The 12,843-nt window shown below is 65.1% G+C and carries 13 protein-coding genes and 2 tRNA genes; 5 read left to right on the top strand and 10 right to left on the bottom strand.

The features are described 5' to 3' along the window. Positions 1-125: 125 nt before the first annotated feature. Positions 126-839, bottom strand: coding sequence for a hypothetical protein (locus ATE70_RS01540; RefSeq protein WP_058536192.1), 714 nt, complete (start codon positions 837-839; stop codon positions 126-128). A 17-nt stretch (positions 840-856) separates the two neighbouring features. Here ATE70_RS01540 and ATE70_RS01535 point away from each other — a divergent pair, with 17 nt between their 5' ends. Further along, on the top strand, positions 857-1,075 hold the full coding sequence (locus tag ATE70_RS01535) for a hypothetical protein (protein WP_058536191.1): 219 nt from the start codon (positions 857-859) through the stop codon (positions 1,073-1,075). 58 nt (positions 1,076-1,133) lie between these two features. Here the strand turns inward: ATE70_RS01535 and ATE70_RS01530 are convergent. Further along, positions 1,134-1,219 (bottom strand) — tRNA-Tyr (locus ATE70_RS01530). Positions 1,220-1,298: 79 nt separating this feature from the next. Between ATE70_RS01530 and rlmB the strand changes: the two genes are divergently transcribed. Next, positions 1,299-2,066: a 23S rRNA (guanosine(2251)-2'-O)-methyltransferase RlmB gene (rlmB, locus tag ATE70_RS01525; RefSeq protein WP_058536190.1), complete on the top strand. Its 768-nt coding sequence runs from the start codon at positions 1,299-1,301 to the stop codon at positions 2,064-2,066. A 145-nt stretch (positions 2,067-2,211) separates the two neighbouring features. Here the strand turns inward: rlmB and ATE70_RS01520 are convergent, their stop codons facing one another. Next, positions 2,212-2,529, bottom strand: coding sequence for a 2Fe-2S iron-sulfur cluster-binding protein (locus tag ATE70_RS01520; protein WP_058536189.1), 318 nt, complete (start codon positions 2,527-2,529; stop codon positions 2,212-2,214). A 101-nt stretch (positions 2,530-2,630) separates the two neighbouring features. Between ATE70_RS01520 and ATE70_RS01515 the strand changes: the two genes are divergently transcribed. Next, positions 2,631-3,248, top strand: a complete 618-nt coding sequence (locus ATE70_RS01515; protein WP_058536188.1) for a DNA-3-methyladenine glycosylase family protein — start codon at positions 2,631-2,633, stop codon at positions 3,246-3,248. A 144-nt stretch (positions 3,249-3,392) separates the two neighbouring features. Here the strand turns inward: ATE70_RS01515 and tig are convergent, their stop codons facing one another. Beyond that, entirely contained in the window at positions 3,393-4,994 is a 1,602-nt protein-coding gene (gene tig / locus ATE70_RS01510) for a trigger factor (RefSeq protein WP_058536187.1), read from the bottom strand. Positions 4,995-5,081: 87 nt separating this feature from the next. After that, a tRNA-Leu gene (locus tag ATE70_RS01505) sits at positions 5,082-5,166 on the bottom strand. A gap of 169 nt (positions 5,167-5,335) precedes the next feature. Between ATE70_RS01505 and ATE70_RS01500 the strand changes: the two genes are divergently transcribed. Together ATE70_RS01500 and ATE70_RS01495 are read left to right on the top strand one after the other, a co-directional pair. Continuing rightward, positions 5,336-5,533: a hypothetical protein gene (locus ATE70_RS01500; protein ID WP_058536186.1), complete on the top strand. Its 198-nt coding sequence runs from the start codon at positions 5,336-5,338 to the stop codon at positions 5,531-5,533. 157 nt (positions 5,534-5,690) lie between these two features. Further along, positions 5,691-7,373, top strand: a complete 1,683-nt coding sequence (locus tag ATE70_RS01495; protein ID WP_058536185.1) for an amidohydrolase — start codon at positions 5,691-5,693, stop codon at positions 7,371-7,373. Here the strand turns inward: ATE70_RS01495 and ATE70_RS01490 are convergent. The 5 genes from ATE70_RS01490 to gatC all read right to left on the bottom strand — a co-directional run bounded on the left by ATE70_RS01490 (position 7,370) and on the right by gatC (position 12,660). After that, the gene (locus tag ATE70_RS01490) at positions 7,370-8,701 is read right to left on the bottom strand and encodes an amidohydrolase family protein (protein WP_058536184.1); all 1,332 of its coding nucleotides are present in this window, start codon (positions 8,699-8,701) and stop codon (positions 7,370-7,372) included. The two genes, ATE70_RS01495 and ATE70_RS01490, sit on opposite strands and share 4 nt — an antisense overlap. 13 nt (positions 8,702-8,714) lie before the next feature. After that, positions 8,715-9,197, bottom strand: coding sequence for a hypothetical protein (locus ATE70_RS01485; protein ID WP_058800978.1), 483 nt, complete (start codon positions 9,195-9,197; stop codon positions 8,715-8,717). Between the two features lie 86 nt (positions 9,198-9,283). Next, positions 9,284-10,750 carry an Asp-tRNA(Asn)/Glu-tRNA(Gln) amidotransferase subunit GatB gene (gene gatB, locus ATE70_RS01480; RefSeq protein WP_058536182.1) on the bottom strand — a complete coding sequence of 489 codons (1,467 nt, stop codon included), beginning with the start codon at positions 10,748-10,750 and terminating at the stop codon, positions 9,284-9,286. 126 nt (positions 10,751-10,876) lie between these two features. Then, positions 10,877-12,358, bottom strand: coding sequence for an Asp-tRNA(Asn)/Glu-tRNA(Gln) amidotransferase subunit GatA (gene gatA, locus ATE70_RS01475; RefSeq protein WP_058536181.1), 1,482 nt, complete (start codon positions 12,356-12,358; stop codon positions 10,877-10,879). Further along, positions 12,358-12,660 (bottom strand): Asp-tRNA(Asn)/Glu-tRNA(Gln) amidotransferase subunit GatC, encoded by a 303-nt coding sequence (gene gatC / locus ATE70_RS01470; RefSeq protein ID WP_058536180.1) that lies wholly within the window; start codon positions 12,658-12,660, stop codon positions 12,358-12,360. The genes gatA and gatC overlap by 1 nt, the downstream gene beginning before the upstream one ends. Positions 12,661-12,843 lie beyond the last annotated feature (183 nt).

Below are 12,843 nucleotides of genomic sequence, written 5' to 3'. Positions count from 1 at the left end.
TGGCCTTCGCTCGATTATTTCGGCCAAATGTGGCCGATCATGATTAGAAGAAGACTCTTCGATTTCCGTAAGATACCACTTCATGCCATCCGAAATTGGCCGATCTGGGCCGTTTGCAGATAGTTCTATTGTGGAGCCTCGCCATCGGCGGCTACGCGCGGTTCTTGCGGATGGGCAATCGTGAAGGTCACCGAAAATTGTCCAGATTCGCCTGGCTCCTCGCTCTCGATGCAGAAGCGATATCCGTTCCAATCTAGCGCGACGCCATTGTCCTTCTCATCCAGCACCTCCCGAAAAGCAGCGACGGCATCGGGCCCGACGGCGCGGTGCATCAACAGCGCAATTAGCTCAGCGAAACGTTGCTCGTCGCTTTCCTTGTTATCCTGCCCCCACATCCAGAGATCGAGTGTCAGCAGCGTCGCTCGCGTCTCGTCGCCTTCGACATAATAGGTCGCATGGTTCGCAAGCGGCCGGTCGCCAAACTTGTATGTGACGCTCGCGCGGTAACGGTCGAAATACCAGAGATAGCCTGGAGGAAAGAAGTCTTCGGACGCCAGAAACTCCATCGCCGCATGGGGCGACCAGCCATCCGCCGGATCGACCGCCGGGCGCCTCGCGGCGCTATCCTGTTCGCGCTTCGCCTGCGCAATCGCTTGGACCAGGCCATCGAAATTATCAGCGCCGCAGTTGACCGGATGTCGCCCTCTGATCCCGACACTCCCGCCGCCCGTGCTGCCGTCGAGCGAGCGGTTCGGGCTGCGAGATTCCTTGACTTGGTTGAGCCAGAATTGGCCGAATATGACGTGACGCTCGCGATGGCGCGCGCAACCGGGCGGCATCTAAAGACTGGTCATGGATGAAGAAGGAAGACGTCCCGGAAATCCCGAAAGAGAAAGAAGCACGGAAGCAAATCAGGATCCTCTCCGTCGCACAGCGGCAAAGCTTGCTCAAGGCGGCTATCGAAGATCAGGACGGACGAGCCTGGCTCGGCGAGCATGTGCACGATGCCATCAGCACGTTGGACATTTCCGTCCCCGCTGAGATTACACCAGAATTACACACGCCCCAGCCGTAGGTGTTTCTTCGGTCATATTTTGCCGGGGAAAGGCGGCGCATATTCGCCGCTGAAGAGATGGTGGACAGGGCTGGATTCGAACCAGCGTACGGAAACCCGGGCAGATTTACAGTCTGCTGCCTTTAACCACTCGGCCACCTGTCCATTGGGGCCCGCTTTGGGAAGCGGTCCAATGGCGAAACGAGGCTTGCCTGTCAATGGCAGTCGTGGGAAAGGCGCGCGCATGAGACAATTTTCCCGTCACCGTCGTCCCGCCAGCCAAAACGCGCGCGGACAGGCCATCCGTTTCTGGGGCCGCCACGCCGTATTGGCCGCGCTCGCCAACCCCGAACGCACCGTCAAGCGCATCTGGGGCACGCGCGAGGCCCTGGGCCAGCTCGACCTGCCGCCGGTGATTCCGATCAGCTACGCCGAGGTCACCGACCTCGCGCGACTCGTCGCGCGCGACGCGCCGCATCAGGGGCTGGTGATCGAAGTCGACCCGCTCGAGGATGTTTTCCTCGGCGATCTGTTGCAACAGGAGGTCGACGCCGACAGCAAGCGCCCGCTCATCGTCCTCGACCAGGTCACCGATCCGCATAATATCGGCGCAGTGCTGCGCTCGGCGGCGGCGTTCGACGCCGCCGCGATCGTCACGCAGGATCGCCACAGCCCGCCCGAAAGCGGCGTCATCGCACGCTCGGCGTCGGGCGCGCTCGAAATCGTGCCGTGGGTCCGCGTCGTCAACCTGTCGCGCGCGCTCGAGGAAATCGCCGAGGCGCAATATTGGCGCATCGGGCTGACGGGCGACACAGAAACGACGCTCGGGTCGACGCTCGACGGCAGCCGCGTCGCGCTGGTGCTCGGCTCCGAAGGCGACGGCATGCGCCACAATGTCATGGAGCATTGCGACGTGCTGGCAAAGCTGCCGATCTCGCCGCGGATGGAGAGCCTCAATATCTCGAACGCCGCGGCGGTCGCGCTGTACGCGGTGGCAACGGCGCAAAGCTGATCGTCATCCCAGCGAAAGCTGGGATCGCGCACGTTCTGAATGGACGATAGCGGCCAGTTAAGGGTTGGACATGCCGCCGGCATGTCCAAGGGTTGTCCGGGGGACAACCCGACCCTTCACGCTTTCGCTGGGGCGACGGTTCGGATCAATCCTCCGCCGCGATCCGCACCTTCAGCCCGTCGAGCGCCTCGCTGAACGGCAGCTGGCACGACAGGCGCGAACTGTCGTCGCGGTCGGTGGTCGAATCGAGCAGGTCGTTCTCGTCCTCGCTCATCGCGGGAAGCTGGTCGGTCGCGCCCGCTTCGACATGGACGTGGCACGTCGCGCACGAGCAGCAGCCGCCGCACAGCGCGAGCAGCTCGTCGAACCCGGCGTCGCGGATATTTTCCATCACCGTCAGGCTGGTGTCGCCCTCGATCTCATGTTCGGTCCCGTCGCGCGTCACGACAATCAGCTTGGCCATGCTAGTCCCCATATCTTCGATGTTGGTGGCGCTATGTCGCGCGTTGCTTGTCAAATCAAGCGTTGCTATTGGCTACCGAAGGAACAAAAGGAGAATATGCGATGGGTCTCAGCCAGCAGCAGCTGAACGCGGGAATCGATGCGCTCGCGGCGCAGGATTCCAATTTCGCGCGCGCGCTCGGCAATGTCGGCTATCCCGAACCCCGCATCCGCGCGCGCGGCTATGCCACGTTGCTGCGTACCATCGTCGGCCAGCAGGTCAGCGTCGCCGCCGCCAACTCGATCTGGAACAAGCTGGAGGCGCAGTTCGGCGAGGGTTGCCCGGCGGAGGTCGTCGCGGCCGCCGACTTCGACACGCTGCGCGCGTGCGGCCTGTCGGGGCAGAAACAAGGCTATGCCAAAAGCCTCGCGCAGTTGATCCTCGACGGCGAGCTCCAGTTCGACGCCCTGCCCGTCGACGACGAGGAAGCGATCGCGCTGCTCACCAGGGTCAAGGGCATCGGCCGCTGGTCGGCCGAAATCTACCTCCTCTTTGCCGAAGGGCGTCCCGACATCTGGCCCGCGGGCGATCTCGCAGTACAGGAGGCCGTCGGCCGCATCTTCCAGCTCGGCGCGCGGCCGAGCGAGAAGCTGGCACGCGAACTGGCGGAGGCGTGGCGCCCGCATCGCGGGTCCGCGGCGATCTTCAGCTGGCATTGCTATAATATGGACGTGATCTGATCATCTCGTCGCCCCCGCGAAGGCGGGGGCCGCTATCGGCGTAGCGCAAGGTTGCCAGCGCCCCCCCTTCGCGGGGGCGACGAGATATAAAAAAGGCCGGGTGGATCGCTCCACCCGGCCTTTTTGTTGATCGTCAGCCGAAGCTTATTTCTTCGCCGCGGCCTTCTTGGCCGGAGCCTTGGCGGGCTTGTCTTCGGCAGCCTTCGCCGGAGCAGCCTTCTTCGCCGCGGCGGGCTTTTCTTCCGCCTTGGCTTCGGCCTTCTTCGCCGGCGCCTTCTTGGCGGGAGCTTCCTCGGCCTTGGCTTCTTCCTTCACCGCGTCCTTCTTGGCGGCCGGCTTCTTCGCGGCAGCCTTCTTGGCCGGCTTGTGGTCGTGGTCATGGTCGTGGCCGCAGCCCGGACCATGGACGTGGCCATCATCATCGGCTTCGATCGCGGCTTCGATCTCTTCGCGCGTCACTTCGCGGTCGGTGATCTCGGCCTTTTCGAACAGGAAGTCGACGACCTTGTCTTCATACAGCGGGGCGCGAAGCTGCGCCGCGGCGAGCGCATCCTGCTGCACATATTCGATGAAGCGCGTGCGGTCTTCGGGGCGATATTGCTGCGCCGCCTGTGCGATCAGGCGCGACATTTCCTGGTTCGACACCTGGACGCCATGCGCCTGGCCGATTTCCGAGAGGAGCAGGCCAAGGCGGACGCGGCGCACCGCGATCGAGCGGTAATCGTCGCGGTCGTTCTCGAGTTCGGCCTTCGCCGCTTCGGGATCTTCCTCGTGGCTGACTTCATGCTCGAGCTGCTGCCAGATCTGGTTGAACTCGGCCTCGACCATCGTCGGCGGCACTTCGAAGTCGTGCGCGGCGGCGAGCTGATCGAGCAGCTTGCGCTTCATATAGGTGCGCGTCAGGCCGTTCAGTTCCTGCTCGACCTGGTCCTTCATCAGCTCTTTCAGCTTGTCGAGGCTTTCGAGGCCGAGCGTCTTGGCAAACTCGTCGTCGATCTTCGACGCGGCCGGAACCTTCACTTCCTTCACCGTCACGGCGAATTCGGCGGGCTGGCCCTTCAGGTCCGCAACCGGATAATCGTCGGGGAAGCTGACCTTCAGCACCTTTTCGTCGCCGACCTTGACGCCGACGAGCTGGTCTTCAAAGCCCGGGATCAGCTGACCCGAACCGATTTCGACCGCCATGTCCTCGCCCGTGCCGCCGTCGAAGGCGACGCCGTCGACGCTGCCGGCGAAGTCGATGATGACCTGGTCGCCGGTGGCGGCCTTCTTGGTCTTCGGCGCTTCTTCGAAGCGCTTCATCTGTGCGGCGAATTCTTCGATCTTGGCCATCACGGCCTTGTCGTCGGCGGGAACGGTCAGGCGTTCGAGCTTCAGGCCGTCGATCGACGGCGTAGCGATTTCGGGCAGCACTTCGAGGCTGACGGTCAGCTCGGCATCCTTGCCGGCTTCATAGCCCTCGTCGAGCGCGACGGCGGGCTGCAGCGCCGGGCGAAGCTTTTCCTTCGCCATCAGGTCGCGCACGCCGGCGTCGATCGCCTTGTTGAGCGCGTCGGCGGAGAGCGCCGGGCCGTGCATCTTGCGGATCAGGTTCGGCGGCACCTTGCCGGGGCGGAAGCCGGGCATGCGGACGGTCGGGGCGATGCTCTTCACCTCGTCGTCGACGCGCGCGTCGATATCCTTGGCGGTGATGGTCACGCGATATTCGCGCTTCAGGCCTTCGTTCAGCGTTTCGACGGTCTTCATTGCCTTGGTCTTATCCTTGCTCAAAATCTCGTATCGAACCCCGCCAGAGTGGCGGAGTTCCCCATGATCCCGGCCTGCATTGCAGATTGGTGCGGGCGAAGGGACTCGAACCCCCACATCTTGCGATACTGGTACCTAAAACCAGCGCGTCTACCAATTCCGCCACGCCCGCAGGTGTTTTCGGCCGGGTGCACGAAATCGCGCGCTGCCGCGCACGCCCGTGCGGGCCGCGCGGGGCTATAGCAGACGCGTGGCCGAGGGCAAGGGGCACAAAGCCCCCCGTTCCGCGCTGGCGGAACGGTGGACGCGCCCGTTCGTTGGTCAACTCAAGGAGAGTGACAATGACAAGCAACCCCGACCCGCTTCCCAAGCCGAAGCCCGACACGATCGAACCGCAGGCGCCGCCCGAACAGCCGGTGCAGCCCACCCCGCAAGAAGACCCCGCCGGCCAGCCGACCGAAATCCCCGGCAGCCCCGGCGGCGGCGACATCGACGAGCCCGGCCGCGGGCCGGACGAGGTGCCGCCGCAGCAAATCTAACCCCGCCCTTCATCCGTCATTCCCGCGAAGGCGGGAATCCCGCTTTTGCTACATGAGCGGGATTCCCGCCTTCGCGGGAATGACGAAGGTTAGATTGCTCAGGAATACTTGACCTCCGCCCTCGCCCTCCGCACGGTGCGCCGAAGGGGAGAGAGAAATGAGATTCACCGCCGCCATCGCGCTGCTCCTGACAACGACTGCACCCGCCACCGCGCAGGACACCACGCTTTACCGCGGCGGCCCGATCGTCACGATGGACGGCGACACGCCGCAAACCGTCGAGGCCGTCGTCACGCGCGGCGACCGCATCACCTTCGCCGGCCCCGAAAAACAGGCCCGCAAGGCCGCCGGCAAGGACGCCGCGATCCGCGATCTCAAGGGCGCCACGCTGCTCCCCGGCTTCATCGACGCGCATTCGCACTTCACCCTTGCAACGATGATGGCGGGCGGGCTCGACCTGCGCGATGGCGGCGGGCCGCCGGTCGCCGACATCGCGGGCCTGCAAGCCGCGATCCGCGATCATATCGCCGCGCGCGCGCTCCCCAAGGGCGGCTGGGTCATCGTCTGGCAATATGACCATGAAACGCTCGCGGAAAAGCGGCACATCACCCGCGCCGAACTCGACGCGGTGGCCAGCGACCGGCCGATCGTCGTCTTTCACGTCTCGCTGCACGGCGCCGTCGCGAACAGCGCCGCGCTCGCCGCCGCGGGCATCGACGAAAGCACGCCCGTTCCGCCCGGCGCGATGATCTTGCGCGACGACGCGGGCAAGCTGAACGGCGTCCTCCTCGAAAAGGCGATGTTCATCCTCCTCGCCAAGCTGCCGCAGCCCAGCGCCGAGCAGAAGCTCGCGGCGCTCGACGCGGCGCAGAACCGCTATTTCGCCGAGGGCTACACCCACGCGCAGGACGGTGCGACGCAGCGCCCCGACCTCGCCTTCCTGACCAGCCCCGCGGCGCGCGAACGGCTCAAGATCGATCTCGCACTGCTCCCCATCTACACCGAGCTCGACGCGCTGCTCGCCGGCCCCGACCGCAAGTTCGGTGTCTATCAAGACCATGTGAAATTGCAGGGGATCAAGTTCATCCTCGACGGATCGGTGCAGGCGCGCACCGGCTATTTCACGCGCGACTATGCGCGCGGCAGCCCCGCCGGCGATCATCCCTGGCACGGCCACCCCGGCATGTCGGACGCTGAATTTCAGGGTTTGGCGCGCAAGGCTCACGATCGCGGCTGGCAGCTCTTCGTCCACGCCAATGGCGACGCCGCGATCGACATGGCGATCAAGGGCTTCGACGCGCTCGGCATCAAGGCCGCCGACAACCGCCGCCCGATCGTCATCCACTCGCAGTTCCAGCGCCGCGACCAGCTTGCGGCCTACAAGCGCATCGGCGTCGGCCCCGCCTATTTCTCGAACCACGCCTGGTATTGGGCCGACGTCCACCGCACCAACTTCCCCGCCGGAGTGGTCGATTTTATCAGCCCCTTCCGCTCGGCGCGCGCCGCGGGGCTCATCGCGTCGAACCACAGCGACTATAGCGTCACCCCGCTCGACACGCGCTTCATGCTCTGGACCTCGATGGCGCGCGTCTCGCCGACCGGCGTCGTCAGCGGCCCCGAAGAGCGCCTGAACGCTTACGAGGCACTACAAGCGCTCACCACCGGCCCCGCCTGGCAGGCGTTCGAGGAAGACCGCAAGGGCCGCATCAAAGCGGGCCTGCTCGCCGATTTCGTGATCCTCGACAAGAACCCGCTGACCACGCCGGTCGATGACATCAAGTCGATCAAGGTGCGCGAAACGATCAAGGAGGGACGCAGCGTCTGGAAAGCCGCCGACTAGGGAACGACGCGCTTCGCCGCGACCTCGGCCAACATTGTCTTCAGCGCCGCCGCATCATGCCAGCGTCCGCCCGCCATCACCCCTAACGGCGCGCGCAGCGTCGCGGGCCTTTCGAACGGATTTTCGGCGACGAGCAAGAGGTCGGCGCGATAGCCCGGTGCCACGACGCCGAACCTCTCGGCCCCCGGCACCGTCTTGGCGACGAATTCGCCCGGCGTGCGCGTCGCCGCCGACAGCGCCTGCCACGGCGTCAGCCCCGCCGCCAGCATCGCGTCGATCTCGCCGTGCAGCGCGAACCCCGGCACCTGCCCCGGGATCGTCGGCGCGTCGCCGCCCGCGATCAGCGGCACCCCGGCGTCGGCCATCGCCTTCACGAAGCGCGCCTCGAACGCCACGCGCCGCGACAGGTCGACCGCCTTCTTCTGATAGCCCGACCCCGCCCAGGCCAGCCGGTCGGCGGGCGACAGATAGCGCGCCTCGGGCGCCGCCAGATAGGCTTTCACCACCTCGGGCTTGCCGAATTGCGCCGCGATGGTGCGATAGTTGAACAGGTCCGATGTGACGAACGCATCATGCGCCTTTGCCAGCGCGATCGCGTCGGCAATCCGCGCGTCGGCGGGCGGCGCGTTTGGATCGTCGGCGGGCGGTTCGGCGAAAAAGCCGTAGAAGAACTCCTCGACATGCGCGATCATCGCCTGCCCCGCCGCAAGTTGCTTCGCAAGCCCGACCGCCTTCACATTATGCCCGACGATCCCGACCCCTTGCGCTTTGGCTTCGTCGGCGAGCGCCGCGAACGCCTCGGCCGACAGGTTCGTATAAACCTTGATGAAGCTGTAGCCGTTGGTCTTCGCCAGCCGCACGATCGCGCGCGCCTCGTCGGCCGTCCGCACGACGAAATGGCCATATTGCGGGTCGCTGTCGATGACGAAGGCGGTGAAGATCTGCGGCCCCGGCACCTCGCCCTTGTTCACCGCGATCCGCGTCCGCCCGGCGAACGCGTTCGTCGCCTCGCCCATGTTGAGCATCGTCGTGACGCCATTGGCGAGCAGCAGCGCCAGATCGTCGCGGCTCGTTACATGATTGTGCATGTCGGCGAGGCCGGGCACCAGCCACGCCCCCTTGCCGTCCACCACCGGCGTGTCCGCGGGCAGCTTCGCCTTGATCCCGATGCTGGAAATCACACCGTCGGTGACGATCACCGTCGTGCGCGCGATAACGCGCTCGCGATCCATCGGCACGACATTGACGTCGGTAAAAACCACCGTTTCCGCCCGCGCAAGCGTCGCGCAGGCGAGCAACAACCACAGCGTCAACAGCGCGCGCAGCATCCGCCGCGCCGCGTCAGCCGGCGCAGAATTTGACAAAGCGCGCGATTGCCTGCTTGCCGCCCGGCGTTGCTGCCATATCGACCGTGGCGCCGTCTGCGGTCATCCGCAGCCAGCCGTTCGCCGCGAAGGCGCGGAACAGCGGCGACGTCGCGGGCATTTCCTGCGCGGTGAAGGTCGGCAGTTCGTCCGCGTCGGTCGTTCCGGTCAACCGCACACGCTGGCCGCCCGCTTCGAGTTCGATCGCGGTCAGATTGAGAGCCCCGCCCGAAATCCCCGCAAAGACGCGGTCGCCGCCCTCCTCGCAGGTGAAGTTCAGCGGCTGGTCATCGGTGCCGTCAACCTCATAGGCGAGGATCGCGCTCTGCGCGCGTTCCTCGTCGTTGACGCGCATCGCCCAGTCATAACCGTTGTTCACCGCGGGTGCGGGCGCGGGCGCCGCGTTCGCCGCGCTGCCCAGTGCGAGCACACTATAAAACGAAACCAGAATCCGCTTCATCTTCACATCCTTCGTCACATAGGCACCGATTGCAACGCCTATGACACAGAAGTAGCTGAATTCGCTGTGAATCCGATCACTTATTCTCAGCCGAGCGCCTTCTTCAGCAACTCGTTGACGACCTGCGGGTTCGCCTTGCCCTGCATCGCCTTCATCGTCTGCCCGACGAAGAAGCCGAACAAAGCTTCCTTGCCGCCCTTATACTGCTCGACCTTGTCGGCATTGGCGGTCAGGATCTTGGCGATCTCGGCCTCGATCGCGCCGGTGTCGCTCGTCTGCTTCAGCCCGTCGCGCTCGACGATCACGCCTGCGGCGTCGCCGCTTTCGAGCATCTTTTCGAACACCTGCTTCGCGATCGTGCCCGAAATCGTGCCGTCGGCGACGAGACCGAGCAGCTCGGCGGCGTGCGCGGGCGAAACCGGCGAATCCGAAATGTCGCGGCCCATGCGGTTGAGCGCGCCGAACAATTCGCTCGTCACCCAGTTCGCCGCCGCAACGGGCTTGGCGCCCGCATCGAGCAACGTATCGAACCAGCGCGCCGCCTCGACCTCGGCAGTCAGAACATCGGCGTTATACGGCGAAATCCCCGCCGCCAGATAGCGCGCGCGCTTGGCGTCGGGCAGTTCGGGCAGGCTGGCGCGGCATTCGGCGAGGAACGCATCGTCGAGTTCGAGCGGCAACAGGTCGGGATCGGGGAAGTAGCGATAATCATGCGCATCTTCCTTCGACCGCATCGAGCGCGTTTCGTTGCGGTCGGGGTCGTAGAGGCGCGTTTCCTGCACCACCGTGCCGCCGCTTTCGATCAGCTCGACCTGGCGCTTCGCCTCGCCCTCGATCACCGCCATCACGAAACGCACCGAATTGACGTTCTTCGTCTCGGTGCGCGTGCCGAACTCGTCGCCGGGCTTGCGGACGCTGACATTGACGTCGGCGCGCATCGAGCCTTCTTCCATATTGCCGTCGCACGAGCCGACATAGCGCAGGATCGAGCGCAGCTTGCGGACATAGGCGCCGGCCTCGGCGGGCGAGCGCATGTCGGGGCGCGAGACGATCTCCATCAGCGCGACGCCGCTGCGGTTGAGGTCGACATAGGACATCGTCGGATGCTGGTCGTGCATCAGCTTGCCGGCGTCCTGCTCGACATGGATACGCTCGACCCCGATCGCCTTGTCGGCGGGAATCCCGGCCTTCTCATCGGCTGCGATCGTCAGCGAACCTTCGCCGACAAGCGGATGATAAAGCTGCGAAATCTGGTAACCCTGCGGCAAATCGGCATAGAAATAATTCTTGCGGTCGAACCGCGACCATTTGTTGATCTGCGCCTCGATCGCCATGCCCGTGCGCACCGCCTGGCGAATGCACTCGCGGTTCGGCACCGGCAGCATGCCGGGCATCGCGGCGTCGATCAGCGACACCTGCGTGTTCGGCTCCGCCCCGAACGCCGTCGCGGCGCCCGAGAACAGCTTGGCGTTCGAGGTGACCTGCGCATGGACCTCGAGGCCGATCACGACCTCCCACTCGCCGGTTTCGCCCTTGATGCGATAGTCAGACATGTTTTTTCCTCGTCATCCCAGCGAAAGCTGGGATCGCTCGCTAATTTCGTCATCCCAGCGAAAGCTGGGATCGCTAACGTCCTGTTGCGCCGCCAGCGGCCCCAGCTTTCGCTGGGGCGACGTGAGTTACCACCACTTCTCGGCGCGCGCCGTAAAGCCCGCGCGTTCCTCGATCGCCAGCCCGGCGTTCAGCACGCCCTGCTCATCGAACGCCTTGCCGATGATCTGCAGCCCCAGCGGCAGCCCTTCGCGGTTCAGCGCCGCGGGCACCGACATCGCGGGCAGCCCCGCGAGGCTCGCGGGCACCGCGAACACGTCGTTGAGGTACATCGCCAGCGGATCGGCTGTCTTTTCGCCCAGCCCGAACGCCGCCGACGGCGCGGTCGGCGCGAGGATCACGTCGCAGCTTGCAAACGCCTGCTCGAAATCGCGCGCGATCAGCGTCCGCACCTTCTGCGCCTGCGTGTAATAGGCGTCGTAGAAGCCCGCCGACAGCACATAGGTGCCGATCATGATGCGCCGCTTGACCTCGGGCCCGAAGCCGTCGGCGCGCGTCGCGGCGTACATGTCCTGCAACCCCGCACCCTGCGGCAGGTCGCGCAAACCATAACGCACGCCATCATAACGCGCGAGGTTCGACGACGCCTCGGCGGGCGCGATGATATAATAGGCCGGCAACGCATATTTGGTGTGCGGCAGGCTGATCTCGACGACCTCGGCCCCCGCATCCTTCAGCATCGCAATGCCCGCATCCCACATCGCGTCGATGTCGGGATCGATGCCTTCCAGTCGATATTCCTTGGGAATACCGACCGTCTTGCCCTTGAGATCGCTCGACAAAGCCGCTTCCCAATTGGGAACCGGCATGTCGAGGCTCGTCGCGTCCTTCGGATCGAAGCCCGCCATATTCTCGAGCATGATCGCGCAATCCTTGACGTCGCGCGCCATCGGCCCCGCCTGATCGAGCGAGCTCGCGAACGCCACGATGCCCCAGCGCGAGCAGCGGCCATAGGTCGGCTTGATCCCCGAAATCCCCACAAACGCCGCGGGCTGGCGGATCGAACCGCCGGTGTCGGTCCCCGTCGCCGCGGGGCACAGCCGCGCCGCGATCGCCGACGACGACCCACCCGACGAACCGCCCGGCGCGAGCGCGGCGTTGCCGCCGTCGTTGCGCTTCCACGGGCTGATGACATTGCCGAAATAGCTCGTCTCGTTCGACGACCCCATCGCGAACTGGTCGAGATTGAGCTTGCCGAGCATGCCGCAACCCGCGTCCCACAACTTTGCCGACACGGTCGATTCATAACGCGGGACAAAGCCTTCGAGCATGTGGCTCGCGGCGGTCGTCTGGACGCCGTTGGTCGCGAACAGGTCCTTCATCCCGATCGGCACGCCCGACAAGGGCTTCAGCGTTCCGGCAGCACGGTCGGCATCAGCCGCCTTCGCCGCCGCGAGCGCATGCTCGGGCGTCTCGACGATAAACGCGTTGAGCGCCTTCGCACCCGCGACATTGGCGTTGAACGCCTCGGCAACCTCGACGGCGCTGAAATCGCCCGCGCGGTGCCCGTCGCGGATCTGCGCAACGGTCAGATTGGTAAGCTCGGTCATTATTCGATCACCTTGGGAACACCGAAAAAGCCGTGCATCGCCGCCGGCGCATTCGCCAGCACGTCATCACGGCGGCCGCCGCCGGTCAGCGGATCGGCATCGACGACATCGTCGCGCAGCCGCAGGCTGTTCGGGATCACCGCGGTCATCGGCTCAACCCCGGTCACATCGACCTCGCCGAGTTGCTCGACCCAGCCCAAAATGCCGTTCAATTCGCCTTCCATCGCGGCGGCTTCGGCATCGCTGATCGCGATGCGCGCCAGCGACGCTATTTTCCTGACTGTTGCCTGATCGATTGACATGATCGCCCTAACTTTAACGAAGCCGCGCCGCTAGCATCCCAGCCGGATCGCTTCAACCATCCTGATCCTCCCTGCGGCGAAGCCATGGGGAGGGGACCGCCGCCGAAGGCGGTGGTGGAGGGGCAGCAACGTCAGCGCAATCGCCCCTCCGTCAGCGCTTCGCGCTGCCACCTCCCCATCGCT

It is taken from the genome of Sphingopyxis sp. H053, from assembly GCF_001468225.1.
Classification (GTDB): domain Bacteria; phylum Pseudomonadota; class Alphaproteobacteria; order Sphingomonadales; family Sphingomonadaceae; genus Sphingopyxis.
The sequence above is the reverse complement of the archived record's forward strand: the minus strand, read 5'-3'. Positions and strand labels throughout refer to the sequence as shown.